Below are 14,649 nucleotides of genomic sequence, written 5' to 3'. Positions count from 1 at the left end.
ATGGCCTTGGAACGAACGAAGGGGCGGGGGACAGGCCCCCACCCCGCCGCAAGGATGGCCGTGGATCAGACCGCGAACATCAGCAGAAGCGCGACGAGGAACGAGAAGATCCCCAGTGCTTCGGCGAATGCCATGCCGATGAACAGCGTGGCGGTCTGGCCGGCAGCGGCCGACGGGTTGCGCAGGGCACCGGCCAGGAAGTTGCCGGCGACGTTGCCTACGCCCAGGGCGGCAAAGCCCATGCCGAACGCGGTCAGGCCGACGCCGATGTACTGGCCCAGTTCTGCGATATTGCCTTCCATGGTATTTCTCCTTGCGGTTGGAAGTTGGTCGATCTTGGTGGATGCGGACCCGATGCGGGACCGCGCAGGGGCTGCGAGGACCGTCGCGTCAGTGCGACGGGTGCAGCGCGTCCTTGAGGTAAACGCAGGTCAGGATGGTGAACACATAGGCCTGAACGATGGCGACCAGCACCTCGAAGGCGTACATCCCGATGACCGCGATGATGGCGACAGGGGCGACGGCGGCGATGGCCGCGAAGCCCGCGAAAACCTTGATGACGGCGTGGCCGGCGATCATGTTGCCCGCAAGACGAATGGACAGCGACAGCGGACGCACGAAGTAGCTGATGACCTCGATCACGGCCAGGACCGGGCGCACGGCCAGCGGCGCCGAGCGCACCCAGAACAGGTCCAGGAAATGCGCGCCGTTCTTGACGAAGCCGATGATGGTGACGCCGAAGAACACCGCCAGCGCCAGAACGCCGGTGACGGCGATGTGCGAGGTCGTGGTGAAGGCCAGCGGCAGAAGACCCAGCAGGTTCGCAAAGACCACGAACATGAACAGCGTCAGGATGTAGGGGAAATACCGCAGGCCATCCTTGCCGGCGATGTCCTCGATCATCTTGTGGACCAGGCCGTATGCCATCTCGGCAATGGACTGGGCGCGGTTCGGCACGATGGCGCGGCCGCGGGTGCCCAGCACCAGCAGCGCGATGGACGCCAGCGCCGTCAGCGCCAGCCACAGCGTCACGTTGGTAGGCGTGTACCACGCCACGGGCCCGTCACCGAACAGCGGCGAGACCACGAACTGGTCCATCGGGTGGAATTCAAGGCCGCCGCCAGTCGCTTCCGTCGCCACGATCAGTCCCTTTCGTCACGGTCCGGCCGTTCGCCGGATTTTTCGCCTTCCGGCGCGGGGCCGGATTTCCTGTCAAGCTCGGACGCGGTGCGCATCATGGATTTGACGCCAGCCGCAAGGCCGAGGAAGATGAACAGGACCATCAGGAAGGGCGTCGTGCCCATCAGATAGTCCAGCCCGTAACCGAACACGAAGCCCAGCCCCAGGCCGGTCACCAGTTCGATCACCATCCGCCAGGCAAGGTTTGCCTGTTCGTACTTTCCCATCGGGCCGGGGCCTTCGGGTTTTGGCGTCAGGGCGGCCAGCTTGGCCTCCAGCGCGCGCAGCCGGTCAGCATCCGCCGCCCTGTCCGCATCGCCCTGGGGTCTTTCGGCCATCTGTCACGCCCCTGACGTCGTTGGGCGCTGTCTAGGGGCAGACGCCCCCCAAGTCAAGCAACTGAGACCTGCCTGCAACGCATTGATCCACATTGCCTTTCTTCGGTGGCGGCAATCTTGCAATCCCGATCGCGCCGCGCCATCATTCAACCGCCCGGTTGACCATCGCCCTCCGCAGAAAGCCCCGCCATGACCCCGCCCACCCCGCCGGACCGGCTGGATCTGATCTTTGCGGCCCTGTCGGACCCGACGCGGCGTCGGGTGTTGTCGATGCTGCTGGAGGATGACATGGCGGTCAGCGACGTGGCCGATCCGTTCCAGGTCAGCCTTGCGGCGATCTCCAAGCATCTGGCGGTGCTTGCGGCCGCCGGCCTGATCCGGCAGGAGAGGCGCGGCCGGATCACCTGGTGCAAGCTGGACCCGGACGGGATGCGCCAGGCCTCGGTCTGGATGCAGGGGTTCGGGCAGTTCGACCCGGTGGACCTGGACGATTTCGAACGTTTTCTGAACGCCCAGCTGGGGGATGACGATGACCAAGACGCCTGACGTGCTGTGCATCGGCGCGATGCTGTGGGACGTGATCGGCCGCGCGCCGCGCCGCATGGCGCCGGGGGCCGACGTGCCGGGCCGCATCCGGCACCTGCCGGGCGGCGTGGCGCTGAACGTGGCTGTCGCATTGGCGCGGTGGGGCATGACACCGTCGGTCCTGTCCGCCGTGGGCCGCGATTCCGAGGGCGAGGGCCTGATCGCCGAGGCGCAGCGCCTTGGCGTGATGACCGAACACCTGACCCGCGACGCGGGCCTGCCCACCGACTGCTACATGGCGATCGAGGACAGCGAGGGGCTTATCGCCGCCGTGGCCGACGCGTTGAGCCTGGAGCTGGCCGGCGCCGCGATCCTGGCGCCGCTGGACACCCTCCCCGCCTGGATCGGCCCCGTGGTCCTGGACGGCAATCTGACCGAGGAGCTGCTGTCCGCGATTGCCCGCGATCCGCGCCTGATACGCGCCGACCTGCGCGTGGTGCCCGCCAGCCCCGGCAAGGCCGAACGCCTGGAGCCGCTGATCGCCGCGCGGCGCGGCTGCTTCTATCTGAACCGGCTGGAGGCCGAGATCCTGGCCGGGCGCGCCTGCGCCAACGCGGCACTGGCCGCCGAGGCGGTCGTGGCGCGCGGCGCCGCCCGCGTGCTGGTCACCGACGGCCCGAATCCCGCGGCCGAGGCGATCGCCGGAGGCCCCACGCTGACCCATCAGCCCCCCACCGTCACCGTGGAACGCGTGACCGGTGCGGGCGACTGCTTTCTGGCGGCCCATCTGGCCGCCGAACTCAAGGAAATGCCGCGCGACGCGGCGCTGCGGCAGGCCGTCAGGGCCTCGGCCGCGCATGTCTCCGGAAAGGATGTCCCGTGACCCATACTGCCCCCCTCACCTTCGCCCCCGAGGTTCGCGACGCGCTGGATCGCGGCCTGCCCGTGGTGGCGCTGGAATCGACGATCATCACCCATGGCATGCCCTGGCCCCAGAACCTGGAGATGGCCGAGAAGGTCGAGGCCACCATCCGCGAGGGCGGCGCCGTCCCCGCGACCATCGCCGTCATGGGCGGCCAGATCCACATCGGCCTGACGCCTGCGGCCCTGCGCGCCTTGGCCCAGACCCCGCCGGCGGAGGCGATGAAGCTGAGCCGCGCCGACCTGGCCGTCTGCATCGCGAACGGCCGCACGGGGGCCACCACGGTGGCGGCCACCATGATCTGCGCGCAGCTGGCGGGCATCAAGGTCTTTGCCACCGGCGGCATCGGCGGCGTCCATCGCGGGGCCGAGGACAGCTTCGACATCTCGGCCGACCTGCAGGAGCTGGCGCAGACCGCCGTGACGGTCGTGGCCGCGGGCGCCAAGGCGATCCTGGACCTGCCCAAGACCTGGGAGGTGCTGGAGACCCTGGGCGTGCCGGTCATCGCCTATGGCCAGGACGAGCTGCCGGCCTTCTGGTCGCGCGCCTCGGGCATCCGCGCGCCGCTGCGCATGGACAGCCCCGAGGAGATCGCCGCCGCCGCCGCAATGCGCGCGGCCCTGGGCCTCAAGGGCGGCCAGCTGGTCGCGAACCCGATCCCGGTCGAGGCCGAGATCCCGCAGGACCAGATCATGCCCGTGATCGAACAGGCCCTGTCCGAGGCCGCGGCCCAGGGCATCGCCGCCAAGGCCGTGACGCCCTTCCTGTTGTCGCGCGTCTTCGAACTGACCCAAGGTCGCTCGCTGGAGAGCAACATCGAACTGGTGCTGAACAACGCGCGGCTGGCCGCGCGCATCGCCGCCGCGATGGCCTAAACCACGCGCTGTGCCGGGAACAGGGCCGCCAGATCGAAGCTGTCGGCCCTGTTCAGCTTGTCCGCATGGTCGGACAGGAAGGTGTCGGCGGCCTGCTGGCCCGCTGCCTTCATCGCCGCCATAAGGCCCGGGCGCGGCATCAGCTTGGACCGCGCCGACAGGTCGGTCATCAGCTTGTCGTCGTCGATCAGGTGGATCAGCACGTTCTTCATCGCGTCGCCGTCCATCTTGCCCTGGGCGAATAGGCGCTTGACGAAATTGATGGCGCGCAGCTGGTTCATCAGGCTGCTCTTGAAGCTGACCTCGTTCACGCGGTCCGATATTTCCACCGGCGTGCGGGGCAGCACCTCGCGCATAAGCGGGTTGATCGCCACGATCAGGATGTCGCGCGGCAGGCTGGCGCGATACAGCGGGAACAGCGCCGGGTTGCCCGCATAGCCGCCATCCCAATAGGCCTCGATCCGCCCGGTGTCGCTGTCGTGGATCTCGACCGCGCGGAACAGCGTCGGCAGGCAGGCCGAGGCCATCACCGCATCGACCGTCGCCTGGCCACCGGTGAAGACCTTGATGCGACCCGTGCGGACGTTCGTGGCGGCGACATACAGGTCCGGCCCCCGATCACAGGTGAAATCCGCCCAAGGCAGGTCGCGCAGCAGCGATTCCAGCGGGTTGACGTAGAACGGGCCGTAATCATAGGGGCTGAACAGCCGCGTCAGGTTGTCCATCCAGGCGGCCGGGGACACCATCTCGGTCCAGCGCTGCATGCCGCGGGACATGGGCATCACCGACTGCGTCCAGCGCACCACGCGGTTGTCGCTTTTCGATCCGACCTGCATCCACAGCGCATCCAGGTTCTCGCGCGCGGCACGCCGCCCGGCCAGGCCCTTGCCCGCCGCCAGCCCCGCCTTGAGCGCAGCGCCATTCAGCGCCCCGGCCGAAGTGCCGCTGATCGCCGCGAATTCCAGCCACTCCTCCTCCAGCAGGCGGTCAAGGACGCCCCAGGTAAAGGCCCCATGCGCGCCGCCGCCCTGCAGGGCCAGATTGATGCGTTTGATCTCCATGGCCCGCCCCTTGTTCATGATGCAGTCGCAGCATCATACAAAGGTCCGATATCATGGCAAGTTCCGCGCCGATGCCGCGCTGCGGCATCACGCCCAGCCTTCGGGCCCCTGCGCCATCGCGGTCCCATAGCGCGCGCCATGCGCCCACCCGGCGGGCAGGATCGCGTCGATCCGGGCCAGCTGATCGGCGCTCAGCGACAGGCCCGCGCCGCGGGCGATCTGACGCCAATGCTCCAGGCTGCGCGATCCGGGCAGCGCGATGACATGCGGCGCGCGCGACAGCACCCATGCGATCGCCACGGCCGCCGGGCTTTCGCCCTGATCGCGCGACCAGTCCGCAAAGGCCCGCAACCGCGGCAGGTTGCGCGCCCAGGTATCGGTCTGAAACCGCGGCATGCCGGCGCGCAGATCGCCCGGCGCAAAGCCCGCCGGGTCCGGCGGCACATCGGCAAAGACCCCCCGCCCGACCGGAGAGAACGCGACCAGTGCCGCCCCGTGACGCGCGCAGGCATCGACCATGCCCAGTTCGACCTGGCGCGACCACAGCGAATATTCCGACTGCACGGCGGCCACCGGACCGACGGCGCAGGCGCGTTCCAGCGTGGACGGCGCCACCTCGGACAGGCCGATAGCGCCGATCTTGCCCTCGTCGCGCAGGCGCAGCAGGGCTTCCATCGCCTCCTCGACCGGGCGGGCGGCCTCGCGGCGGTGCAGATAGTAGAGGTCGATCCGCTCGACCCCCATGCGGTGCAGCGACCGCTCCAGTGCGGCGCGCAGATAGGCGGGCGAATTGTCGAAGGGATGATCCGGATTGCGGGTGATGCCCGCCTTGCTGGCGATCGTCACGCGGCCCCGGTGGCGCGCCAGGACCGGGGCCAGCATCTCCTCGGCCCCGCCCGCGCCATAGACGTCGGACGTGTCGATATGGTCGATCCCCATGTCGATGCAGGCGTCGATCACCCGCTGGCTCTCCGCCGCATCCGCCGCGCCATAGGTGCCCTGAAAGTTCATCGTCCCCAAGGCCACGGCCCCGACCCGGGGACCGCCCTGCCCAAGCTGGCGCCGCGGGATCACTCGGCGTTGGCCTCGGCGCGACTTTTCCCGGCCACGTCCAGGGCCAAGGTCGCGGCCATGAAGCGGTCCAGGTCGCCGTCCAGCACGCCCTGGGTGTCGCTGGTTTCCTCGCTGGTGCGCAGGTCCTTGACCATCTGATAGGGGTGCAGGACATAGCTGCGGATCTGGTTGCCCCAGCCCGCATCGCCCTTGGCGGCATGCTGGGCGTTCACCTCCGCGTTGCGGCGGTCCAGCTCCATCTGGTACAGGCGCGCCTTCAGCGCGGCCATGGCGTTGGCGCGGTTCTGGTGCTGGGATTTTTCCGACGACGTGACGACGATGTTGGTGGGCAGGTGGGTGATCCGCACGGCGGAATCCGTGGTGTTCACGTGCTGACCGCCGGCACCCGACGACCGATAGGTGTCGATGCGGATGTCGCGGTCGGGAATGTCGATCTCGATATTGTCGTCGACCACCGGATAGACCCAGACGCTGCTGAACGAGGTGTGCCGCCGCGCCGCGCTGTCATAGGGGCTGATGCGCACCAGCCGGTGCACGCCTGATTCCGATTTCAGCCAGCCATAGGCGTTGTGCCCGCTGACCTTGTAGGCGGCGCTGCGGATGCCGGTCTCCTCGCCCTGCGTCTCGGACAGCAGCTCGACCTCGTATCCCTTCTTCTCGGCCCAACGCACGTACATGCGCGCCAGCATCGACGCCCAGTCGCAGCTTTCCGTGCCGCCCGCGCCCGCGTTGATCTCCAGGAAGGTGTCGTTGCCGTCGGCCTCGCCGTTCAGAAGCGCCTCCAGTTCCTTCTGGGCGGCCATCTTGGCCAGCGCCTTGAGGTTGCCCTCGGCCTCGGACACCAGTTCGGCGTCGCCCTCCTCCTCGGCCAGCTCGATCATCTCGGCATTGGCCGACAGGTCGCCCTCGATCCGGCGATAGGTCTCGATGGCGTCCGACAGCGACTGCCGCTCGCGCATCAGCTTCTGCGCGCGGGCCGGGTCCGACCACAGGTCGCCATCCTCGATCATGGCGTTCATCTCTTCCAGGCGATGCGGCGCGGTGGTCCAGTCCAGGCGCTGGCCCAGCAGGGTCAGGGAACGGCGGATGGCCTCGATGGTGGACTGCGTCTCGGCGCGCATGGGCGGATTCCTTCGGTCAGGCGTCAGGTCCGGGGTGATACCGCGAAGGCCGCCCTTGGGCAAGACCGGCACGCCTTACGCCACGCGCGCTGCGCCATGCGCCCGCCGGTCCCGCTCCGGACGCCCCCGGACGCCCCATCGTCACCGCGGTGGGCGGGGGGTGCGGGGGGCGGCAGGCCCCCCGCCCGTCGCGGGACGCAAACGGGCGCGCGGCCTCAGTACAGCCCGCCCGACGACATGGTGCCGAAATCGGTCCGTCCCGGAATGACCCGCCTCTCGCCGGTCGAGGTCGTGATCGCCTGCCCCCCACCGCTGGCCCCGGCCTCCCAGGGCAGGATCACCACCTCGTCGCCAAAGCCCGACACGACATAGGGCGTCAGCCAGTCGGGATCGGTGCCGTCACGGAAATACTCGGCGATGACGTTCGGACCGGTGGCGTCGTCCGGCAGGCGCTGGCCGGTGATGCGGTCGATCTTGACCCAATAGCCGCCCGGCGGGACGGTGAACTCCGTCCCGCCATACTCGGCCACGGCCTCGCGCATGAACGCGTTGAAAACCGGAACGCACAGCGTCCCCCCATAAGCCCGTTCACCCAACGAACGCGGCTGGTCATAGCCCAGATAGCAGCCCGCCACGATGTTGCTGGAATAGCCGATGAACCATACGTCCTTGGCATCGTTGGTCGTGCCGGTCTTGCCCGCGATCGGCACGGGCAGATCGACGCCCGACCCCGAACCGCGCTCGACCGCGCCCTCCAGCATCGAGGTCAGCTGATAGGCCGTGACCGCGTCCATCACGCGTTCGCGGTTGGTGTCGATCACCGGCGCCTGCCCGGCGGGCATGGCCTGCATTGCGCAGGTCTCGCAGACGCGCTGGTCGTGGCGATAGACGGTGCGCCCGCGGCGGTCCTGCACGCGGTCGACCAGCGTGGGCTCGACCCGCTCGCCGCCATTGGCGAACATCGCATAGGCGGCGACCATCTTGAACAGCGTCGTCTCCTGCGCGCCCAGGGCGTTGGCCAGGAACGGCGCCAGCGTGTCATAGACGCCGAAATCCTCGGCATACTTGGCGACCCGATCCATGCCGATGTCGTCCGCGATGCGGATGGTCATCAGGTTGCGCGACTGCTCGATCCCCGTCCGCAGCGGCGTCGGCCCGTAATGGCGCCCCGACGAGTTCTGCGGTTCCCACAGCCCCTGGGGCGTGTTGATGCGGATCGGCTCGTCCACGACGATGGTCGCGGGGGTATAGTTGTTGTCCAGCGCAGCGGCATAGACGAAGGGCTTGAAGGACGACCCCGGCTGGCGCTGCGCCTGCGTGGCGCGGTTGAAGACGCTGCTTTCGTACGAGAACCCGCCCTGCATCGCCAGGACGCGGCCGGTATTGACGTCCATCGCCATGAAACCGCCCTGCACCTCGGGCACCTGGCGCAGGCTCCAGCGGTTGAAATCGGCACCATCCATCATGGCGCGGACCAGGACCACGTCGCCCACCCGCACCAGATCGCCCGCCACCTGCGCGCGCGAACCCAGCGTGCGCGTCTCGCGGTCCAGGGGCCGGGCCCATTGCACGTCGGATGCGGGGATCCAGTGACCGTCGGCGTCCTCCTCGATCCCCTCGATGCCGATGCGGGCGTCGGAGGCACCGACCTCCAGCACCACGGCCGGGTGCCAGCCCGGAATGTCGCGCGGCAGGCGCAGGTCCCACAGCGCGCCGCGCCAGCTGGCCTCGTCGGTCAGCAGTCCGGCCTCGATCACCTCTCCGGTGCCGCGCCAGACGCCGCGGTTGCGGTCGTAATCCTCCAGCGCGGTCTGCAACGCGCTTGCCGCCTCCGACTGCAGGTCGGGATCGACGGTCGCCCGGATGGTCAGCCCCCCGCCAAAGAACTCCTCCTGGCCGAACTCCAGGCTCAGCTGACGGCGGATCTCGTCGGTGAAATAGTCGCGCGGCGGCAGCGCCCGGCGGAACGACGGATAGTCCCCGTTCTGCACCGACCGCAGCGGCAGCTTGGCCTCGGCCTCATAGGTGCCCTCGTCGATGAAGCCGTTCTGCCACATCTCGCGCAGGACATAGTTGCGCCGTTCGGTCACGCGCTCCTTGGCGGTCACGGGGTGATAGCGGCCGGGCGCCTGCGGCATGGCGGCCAGCATCGCGGCCTCGTGCGGGGCCAGTTCGGACAGCGACTTGTTGAAATAGGTCTGGGCCGCGGCGGCCACGCCGAAGCTGTTCTGACCCAGGAAGATCTCGTTCAGGTACAGCTCCAGGATCTGGTCCTTGGACAGGCTGCGTTCCAGCCGCGCGGCCAGGATCAGCTCCTTGACCTTGCGTTCCACGCTGCGGTCGCTGGACAGAAGGAAGTTCTTCATCACCTGCTGGGTGATCGTGGACGCGCCGCGCACGCTGGACCCACCCGAGACCGCGGCCTCGAAGGCGGCGGACAGGATGCCGCGCAGGTCATAGCCCGGATGGCTGTAGAAGTTCTTGTCCTCGGCGCTGACGAAGGCCTGCTTGATCAGGTCGGGCACCTCGTCGATGGGCACGAAGATGCGGCGCTCCTCGGCGAACTCGTCGATCAGCTGGCCTTCGGCGGAATAGATGCGGCTGATGGTCTTGGGCGAATACTGGGCCAGCGTCTCGTGGCTGGGCAGGTCGCGCGAATAGATCCAGAAGATGCCGCCGACGGTCAGGGCCGCAAAGAACACCCCGGTGACCACCCAGGAAAAGATCGCACCGAAGAAAGACAGGATGGGTCGCAGCACGGGGTCAGCCTTTGTCGGGGTTTCGCCGCGTCTATAGCGGCCACGGGTCCCCCGGTCAAAGCAACACTGGGTGTGTCAGTGACGAAGCAGCCCCGCGCGCGCCTGTTCGTCGCGCCACCACCCGGTCGTGGCCTCGGCCACGGCCTCGACCATGCGGGCGCGCCATTCGGGGTCGGTCAGGTTCGCGAGGTCCGTCTGGTCCGAGATGAACCCCAGCTCCAGCAGGACCGACGCGATGTCGGGCGATTTCAGCACCGAGAACGCCGCCCCCTGCACCGGCCGCCCGTGCAGCCCGATCCCCCGCAGCGCCATGCGCGAGGTCAGCAGCCGCGCGAAGGCTTCGGACCGGGGCTGGGTGTCGGTGCGCGCGAAATCCATCAGCACCGTGGCCAGCGCGTCGTCCTGGCCGCGCAGGTCCATCCCCGCCAGCAGGTCGTCGCGCTGATGGCGCATCGTCAGCTGCTGGCCCGCCCGCGTGTCGGACGAACTGTTCCAGACATAGACCGTGGCCCCCGCCGCCTGCCCCTGCGGCAGCGCATCGGCATGCAGCGACAGCAGCAGGTGGGACCCCGACTGCCGCGCCGCTGTCATCCGGTCCTCCAGCTTGACATAGACGTCGCTGTCGCGGGTCATCGTGACCGTCACGCCCCGCGCCTGCAGGGCGGTGCGCAGCTCCTGCGCGAATGTCAGGACCAGCGCGGCCTCGGTATCGGGGCCCGCCTGCGCGCCGGGGTCAAAGCCGCCGTGACCGGGGTCCAGCGTCACCGCCAGACCCGTCGCGGTGGCGGGCGGCGGCAGGTCCGCCGGATCGGGCAGGTTGCGCAGCGCCGCCGCGGCCGACGGGCGCGGCGCGAAATCCTCGGGCGCGACGGGGTTCAGGGCGATGCGCAGCTGCGCCTCGGCCCCCTGGGTGCGCATCCCGGCCTCGGCCACGCGGAACGGCCCCGGCAGTTCGATCACCATCCGCGACCAGCCGCGCCGAAAGCTGCCCCACCGGATCGCAGGCGCCAGGTCCTGTCCGAACAGGTCGGCAGGGCTGCGGCCGCTCAGGTCGACGCCCTGCAGATCGACGACCAGGCGCGCGGGATCGCCGACCAGGAATGTCCGCCACGGCACCGGGCGGTCCAGCGCCAGCGACAGCTCCAGCGGCTGAGGGCCAAAGGCGCGGTGCCACCAGCCTTGCGGCGCCTGCGTCAGGGACGACCCGCCCAGGATCAGCCGTGCCGGTTCCTGGGCCTGGACCGGCCCCGCCAGCAGCAGCAGGATCAGCAGCAGAAGCCTCATCTGGCCGCCATGAAGGCCGTCAGGCGGGCCAGGCCCTCGGCGATGTCCGCCGTCGCGCGGGCATAGGAAAAGCGCAGCGTGCGCGCGCCGCGGTCGGGGTCGAAATCCAGCCCCGGCGTGACCGCGACGCCCGCCTTGTCCAGGATCTCGGCCGCGAAAGCCACGGAATCGTCGGTCAGGTGCGACACGTCGGCATAGATGTAGAACGCGCCCTCGGGCGGGGCGATGCGGTCAAAGCCCGCGCGCGGCAGCCCCTCCAGCATCAGGCGGCGGTTCTCGGCATAGACGGCGCGGTTGGCCTCGGCCTCGGGGATGCAGTCCAGCGCGGCCAGGGCCGCGACCTGGCTGGCATGGGGCGGACAGATGAACAGGTTCTGGGCCAGACGCTCGACCGTGCGCACCATATCGGGCGGCACGACCATCCATCCGACCCGCCACCCCGTCATGGAAAAGTATTTGCTGAAGGAGTTTACGACCAGAACCTCATCCGTCACCTCAAGCGCGGAATGGCAACGGTCGGCATAGGACAGCCCGTGATAGATCTCGTCCGATATCACTGCCATGCCCCGCGCGGCAGCGGCCTGGGTCAGGCCCGCCAGCTCCGGCACGGTCAGCACCGTCCCCGACGGATTGCCCGGAGAGGCCAGGATAAGCCCCTGCACGTCGTCGGGCAGATCCTGTGGTCGGGGCTGATAGCGGTCCTCGGGGCGGGTCGGGATGCCGACCGGGGTCAGCGACATCGCGCGCAGGATCTGACGATAGCTGGGATAGCCCGGATAGCCCATCGCCACCCTGTCGCCCGCATCGAACAGCGCCGAAAAGGCCAGGATGAAGGCCCCGCTGCTGCCGGGCGTGACCACCACCCGCGCGGGGTCCAGATCGACCCCGTACCAGCGGCCGTACAGGTCCGCGATCCCCTGCCGCAGCGCCGGCAGGCCCAGGGCCACGGTATAGCCCAAAGGCTGTTCCAGCGCCTGCGCCAGCGCCTGTCGCGCGCCCAGAGGTGCGGGGGTGCCGGGCTGGCCGACCTCCATGTGGATGACATGGCGACCTGCCGCCTCGGCCCGGGCGGCCGCCTCCATCACGTCCATCACGATGAACGGGTCAACCTGTCCGCGCAGGGAGTGTCGCATTCGCTCGGCCTCATTTTTGCCCTGTGATAGCGCGGGACGGCGGCACGCTCCAGCCTTTAGGCAGGAGCGTGCCGTCACGCAGCCGTGTCGGCGGCGTTCTTGCCATCGCGGACGCGGCGGTCCAAGCTGTCGCCCACATCAGACCAAGGGATGCCCCATGACACGCCTGACCGCCGCCTTTTTCCTGGGGACCAGCCTGGCCCTGTCCGCGCCCGCGATGGCCTTCGACATCTCGGCCATGACCGACGATGAAAAGGCCGCCTTCGGCGAGGCGGTGCGCGACTATCTGATGGAGAACCCGCAGGTGCTGATCGAATCGATCAACGTGCTGGAGAACCGCCAGGCCCAGGATGCGGCGCAGACCGACCTGCAGCTGGTCGAAGCCAACAGCGACGCGCTGTTCGACGATGGGCACAGCTGGGTGGGCGGCAACCCGGACGGCGACCTGACCATGGTCGAGTTCATCGACTATCGCTGTGGCGTCTGCCGCCAGTTCAACGCCGAGGTCCATGACGCGGTCGAGGAAGATGGCAACATCCGTTTGATCCTGAAAGAATTTCCGATTCTTGGAGAGGAAAGTGTGCTGTCCAGCCGCTTTGCCATCTCGGTCCATCAGATCGCCGGGGACGAGGCCTATGAAAAGGCCCATGACGCGCTGATGGCCCTGCGCGCGCCTGCGACGGATGAATCGCTGCGCGGCATAGCCGAAGAGATCGGCGTCGATGCCGACGCGATCATGGCGCATATGGACACGGATGCGGTGAACACGGTCCTGCAGAAGAACCACGAGCTGGGCCAGACGATGGCGATCCAGGGGACGCCGACCTTCGTGATCGGCGACCAGATGCTGCGCGGCGTTCCGCGGGCGGGCGTGGCCCAGACCATCGCCCAGATCCGCGAAAGCATGTGATCAGTCGGCGCTGCTGCGCGAATAGACATCCTCGTAGCGGATGATGTCGTCCTCGGCCAGATAGCTGCCGGTCTGCACCTCGATCAGGACCATCGGCACCTTGCCGGGGTTCTCCATCCGGTGGACGGCGCCAAGGGGCACATAGATCGACTGGTTCTCGGTCACCAGGGTCACGCTGTCGTCGACGGTGACCCGCGCGGTGCCCGACACCACGATCCAGTGTTCCGACCGGTGGACATGGCTTTGCAACGATAGGGCCGCACCGGGTTTCACCACGATGCGCTTGACCTGAAAGCGGTCGGCCAGGGCCAGCGTCTCGAACCAGCCCCAGGGGCGGTGGTCGCGGGGGAACGCCTCGGCCTGCTTGGCGCGCTTGGCCTTCAGCGCGGACACGGCCAGCCGCACGTCCTGCGCCCGGCCCCGGTCGGCGACCAGCACCGCGTCCGAGGTCGCCACCACCATGACGTCGCGCAGCCCGATGCCCACGACCTTGAGATCGTCGCTGTCCGACCGCAGCAGCACGTCCTGACAGTCGATCGCGGTGGAATTGCCGTCGGTGACCACGCCGTGATCCGACGGCGCATGGTCCAGCGCCTCGCGCCAGACCGCGTCCCAGCCGCCCAGGTCCGACCAGCGACCCGAAAACCGCACCACGGTCAGGTTGTCGGCCTTTTCCATCACGGCATAGTCGATCGACTGATCCTCGACCCCGGCCCAGGGCGCCTTGGCCAGCCGCAAGAAACCCAGGTCCAGATGCGCCTGGTCCAGCGCCTGCTGGACCGGCTCCAGATAGGCGGGGGCGTGGGCGCGGAACGCCTCGATCATGGCGCGGGCGCTGAACAGGAAGATGCCCGCGTTCCACAGATAGTTGCCCGCCGCCAGCATCTGGCCCGCCCGATCGGCGTCAGGCTTCTCGACAAACCGCGCCAGGGGCTGCGGCCCCTCTCCGGCACCGGCCAGTTCCAGATAACCGTAACCCGTCTCCGGGCGGTCGGGGGTGATGCCGAAGGTCACGATGCGCCCCTGCGCCGCGGCCTGGGCGCCCTGGGCCACGGTCGCGGCAAAGGCCGCGGCATCGGGGATCACGTGATCGGACGGCGCGACCAGCACCAGCCCGTCGAGATCATCCGCCGCCACCATCAGCGCCGCCGCCAGGATCGCCGGCGCCGTGTTGCGGCCCGCGGGTTCGATCACGATGCGGCCCGGCGCGATGCCCGCCTGCTCCAGCTGTTCGGCAACGATGAAGCGGAAGTCGGAATTGGTCATCACCACCGGCGCCGCGAATCCTGCGCCCGACAGCCGCCGGGCCGAGGCCTGGAACAGCGTCTCGTCCCCGGTCAGGGCGGCGAACTGCTTGGGAAAGCTCTTGCGCGACACGGGCCACAGCCGCGTGCCCGAACCGCCCGCCATCAGCACCGGTGTAATCATCGTCATCGCAAACCCCTTGGGCGAACCCCGCCCTGTCATC

The 14,649-nt window shown here is 68.8% G+C and carries 14 protein-coding genes; 4 read left to right on the top strand and 10 right to left on the bottom strand.

The features are described 5' to 3' along the window. Positions 1–65: 65 nt before the first annotated feature. From FHD67_RS00600 to FHD67_RS00590, 3 genes are all read right to left on the bottom strand, one after another. A complete protein-coding gene (locus FHD67_RS00600) occupies positions 66–302 on the bottom strand; it encodes a F0F1 ATP synthase subunit C (protein ID WP_022707390.1) in 237 nt (78 codons plus the stop codon). 88 nt (positions 303–390) lie between these two features. After that, the gene (locus FHD67_RS00595) at positions 391–1,140 is read right to left on the bottom strand and encodes a F0F1 ATP synthase subunit A (RefSeq protein WP_045999389.1); all 750 of its coding nucleotides are present in this window, start codon (positions 1,138–1,140) and stop codon (positions 391–393) included. Between the two features lie 2 nt (positions 1,141–1,142). Then, the gene (locus FHD67_RS00590) at positions 1,143–1,517 is read right to left on the bottom strand and encodes an AtpZ/AtpI family protein (RefSeq protein WP_045999390.1); all 375 of its coding nucleotides are present in this window, start codon (positions 1,515–1,517) and stop codon (positions 1,143–1,145) included. A gap of 189 nt (positions 1,518–1,706) precedes the next feature. On the opposite strand from FHD67_RS00590, the gene FHD67_RS00585 reads away from it, so the two are divergent. The 3 genes from FHD67_RS00585 to FHD67_RS00575 are packed head-to-tail and all read left to right on the top strand — an operon-like array spanning position 1,707 to position 3,839. Continuing rightward, the gene (locus FHD67_RS00585; protein WP_045999391.1) at positions 1,707–2,063 is read left to right on the top strand and encodes an ArsR/SmtB family transcription factor; all 357 of its coding nucleotides are present in this window, start codon (positions 1,707–1,709) and stop codon (positions 2,061–2,063) included. Then, positions 2,047–2,925 carry a PfkB family carbohydrate kinase gene (locus FHD67_RS00580; RefSeq protein WP_139597469.1) on the top strand — a complete coding sequence of 293 codons (879 nt, stop codon included), beginning with the start codon at positions 2,047–2,049 and terminating at the stop codon, positions 2,923–2,925. The genes FHD67_RS00585 and FHD67_RS00580 overlap by 17 nt, the downstream gene beginning before the upstream one ends. Beyond that, positions 2,922–3,839 carry a pseudouridine-5'-phosphate glycosidase gene (locus FHD67_RS00575; protein WP_139597468.1) on the top strand — a complete coding sequence of 306 codons (918 nt, stop codon included), beginning with the start codon at positions 2,922–2,924 and terminating at the stop codon, positions 3,837–3,839. The genes FHD67_RS00580 and FHD67_RS00575 overlap by 4 nt, the downstream gene beginning before the upstream one ends. On the opposite strand, the gene FHD67_RS00570 is transcribed toward FHD67_RS00575, so the two are convergent. The 6 genes from FHD67_RS00570 to FHD67_RS00545 form a co-directional block, all read right to left on the bottom strand. Continuing rightward, positions 3,836–4,900, bottom strand: a complete 1,065-nt coding sequence (locus tag FHD67_RS00570) for a patatin-like phospholipase family protein (RefSeq protein WP_139597467.1) — start codon at positions 4,898–4,900, stop codon at positions 3,836–3,838. The two genes, FHD67_RS00575 and FHD67_RS00570, sit on opposite strands and share 4 nt — an antisense overlap. Before the next feature lie 87 nt (positions 4,901–4,987). Then, complete coding sequence (locus tag FHD67_RS00565) at positions 4,988–5,974, bottom strand: aldo/keto reductase (protein ID WP_246071168.1); 987 nt, start codon at positions 5,972–5,974, stop codon at positions 4,988–4,990. After that, the gene (gene prfB / locus FHD67_RS00560; RefSeq protein ID WP_045999394.1) at positions 5,971–7,095 is read right to left on the bottom strand and encodes a peptide chain release factor 2; all 1,125 of its coding nucleotides are present in this window, start codon (positions 7,093–7,095) and stop codon (positions 5,971–5,973) included. Before prfB ends, FHD67_RS00565 begins: the two co-directional genes overlap by 4 nt. Before the next feature lie 215 nt (positions 7,096–7,310). Continuing rightward, positions 7,311–9,854 (bottom strand): penicillin-binding protein 1A, encoded by a 2,544-nt coding sequence (locus tag FHD67_RS00555; RefSeq protein ID WP_139597466.1) that lies wholly within the window; start codon positions 9,852–9,854, stop codon positions 7,311–7,313. 75 nt (positions 9,855–9,929) lie between these two features. Beyond that, on the bottom strand, positions 9,930–11,138 hold the full coding sequence (locus tag FHD67_RS00550; protein ID WP_139597465.1) for an N-acetylmuramoyl-L-alanine amidase: 1,209 nt from the start codon (positions 11,136–11,138) through the stop codon (positions 9,930–9,932). Further along, positions 11,135–12,271, bottom strand: a complete 1,137-nt coding sequence (locus FHD67_RS00545) for a pyridoxal phosphate-dependent aminotransferase (RefSeq protein ID WP_045999397.1) — start codon at positions 12,269–12,271, stop codon at positions 11,135–11,137. Before FHD67_RS00545 ends, FHD67_RS00550 begins: the two co-directional genes overlap by 4 nt. Before the next feature lie 157 nt (positions 12,272–12,428). Here FHD67_RS00545 and FHD67_RS00540 point away from each other — a divergent pair, with 157 nt between their 5' ends. Continuing rightward, positions 12,429–13,181 (top strand): DsbA family protein, encoded by a 753-nt coding sequence (locus FHD67_RS00540; RefSeq protein ID WP_045999398.1) that lies wholly within the window; start codon positions 12,429–12,431, stop codon positions 13,179–13,181. Here the strand turns inward: FHD67_RS00540 and FHD67_RS00535 are convergent, their stop codons facing one another. Then, positions 13,182–14,615 carry a mannose-1-phosphate guanylyltransferase/mannose-6-phosphate isomerase gene (locus tag FHD67_RS00535; protein WP_139597464.1) on the bottom strand — a complete coding sequence of 478 codons (1,434 nt, stop codon included), beginning with the start codon at positions 14,613–14,615 and terminating at the stop codon, positions 13,182–13,184. Positions 14,616–14,649: the final 34 nt, after the last annotated feature.

Source organism: Paracoccus haeundaensis, assembly GCF_006239215.1.
Classification (GTDB): Bacteria; Pseudomonadota; Alphaproteobacteria; order Rhodobacterales; family Rhodobacteraceae; genus Paracoccus; species Paracoccus marcusii.
Note: the sequence above shows the minus strand (reverse complement) of the source record. Positions and strands in the feature narration are given on the sequence as shown.

Excerpts from the sequence above, each read along its gene's own strand:
- FHD67_RS00600 (WP_022707390.1), bottom strand. The coding sequence starts at position 302 with ATGGAAGGCAATATCGCAGAACTGGGCCAGTACATCGGCGTCGGCCTG.
- FHD67_RS00590 (WP_045999390.1), bottom strand. The coding sequence starts at position 1,517 with ATGGCCGAAAGACCCCAGGGCGATGCGGACAGGGCGGCGGATGCTGAC.
- FHD67_RS00585 (WP_045999391.1), top strand. The coding sequence starts at position 1,707 with ATGACCCCGCCCACCCCGCCGGACCGGCTGGATCTGATCTTTGCGGCC.
- FHD67_RS00580 (WP_139597469.1), top strand. The coding sequence starts at position 2,047 with ATGACCAAGACGCCTGACGTGCTGTGCATCGGCGCGATGCTGTGGGAC.
- FHD67_RS00570 (WP_139597467.1), bottom strand. The coding sequence starts at position 4,900 with ATGGAGATCAAACGCATCAATCTGGCCCTGCAGGGCGGCGGCGCGCAT.
- prfB (WP_045999394.1), bottom strand. The coding sequence starts at position 7,095 with ATGCGCGCCGAGACGCAGTCCACCATCGAGGCCATCCGCCGTTCCCTG.
- FHD67_RS00550 (WP_139597465.1), bottom strand. The coding sequence starts at position 11,138 with ATGAGGCTTCTGCTGCTGATCCTGCTGCTGCTGGCGGGGCCGGTCCAG.
- FHD67_RS00545 (WP_045999397.1), bottom strand. The coding sequence starts at position 12,271 with ATGCGACACTCCCTGCGCGGACAGGTTGACCCGTTCATCGTGATGGAC.
- FHD67_RS00540 (WP_045999398.1), top strand. The coding sequence starts at position 12,429 with ATGACACGCCTGACCGCCGCCTTTTTCCTGGGGACCAGCCTGGCCCTG.
- FHD67_RS00535 (WP_139597464.1), bottom strand. The coding sequence starts at position 14,615 with ATGACGATGATTACACCGGTGCTGATGGCGGGCGGTTCGGGCACGCGG.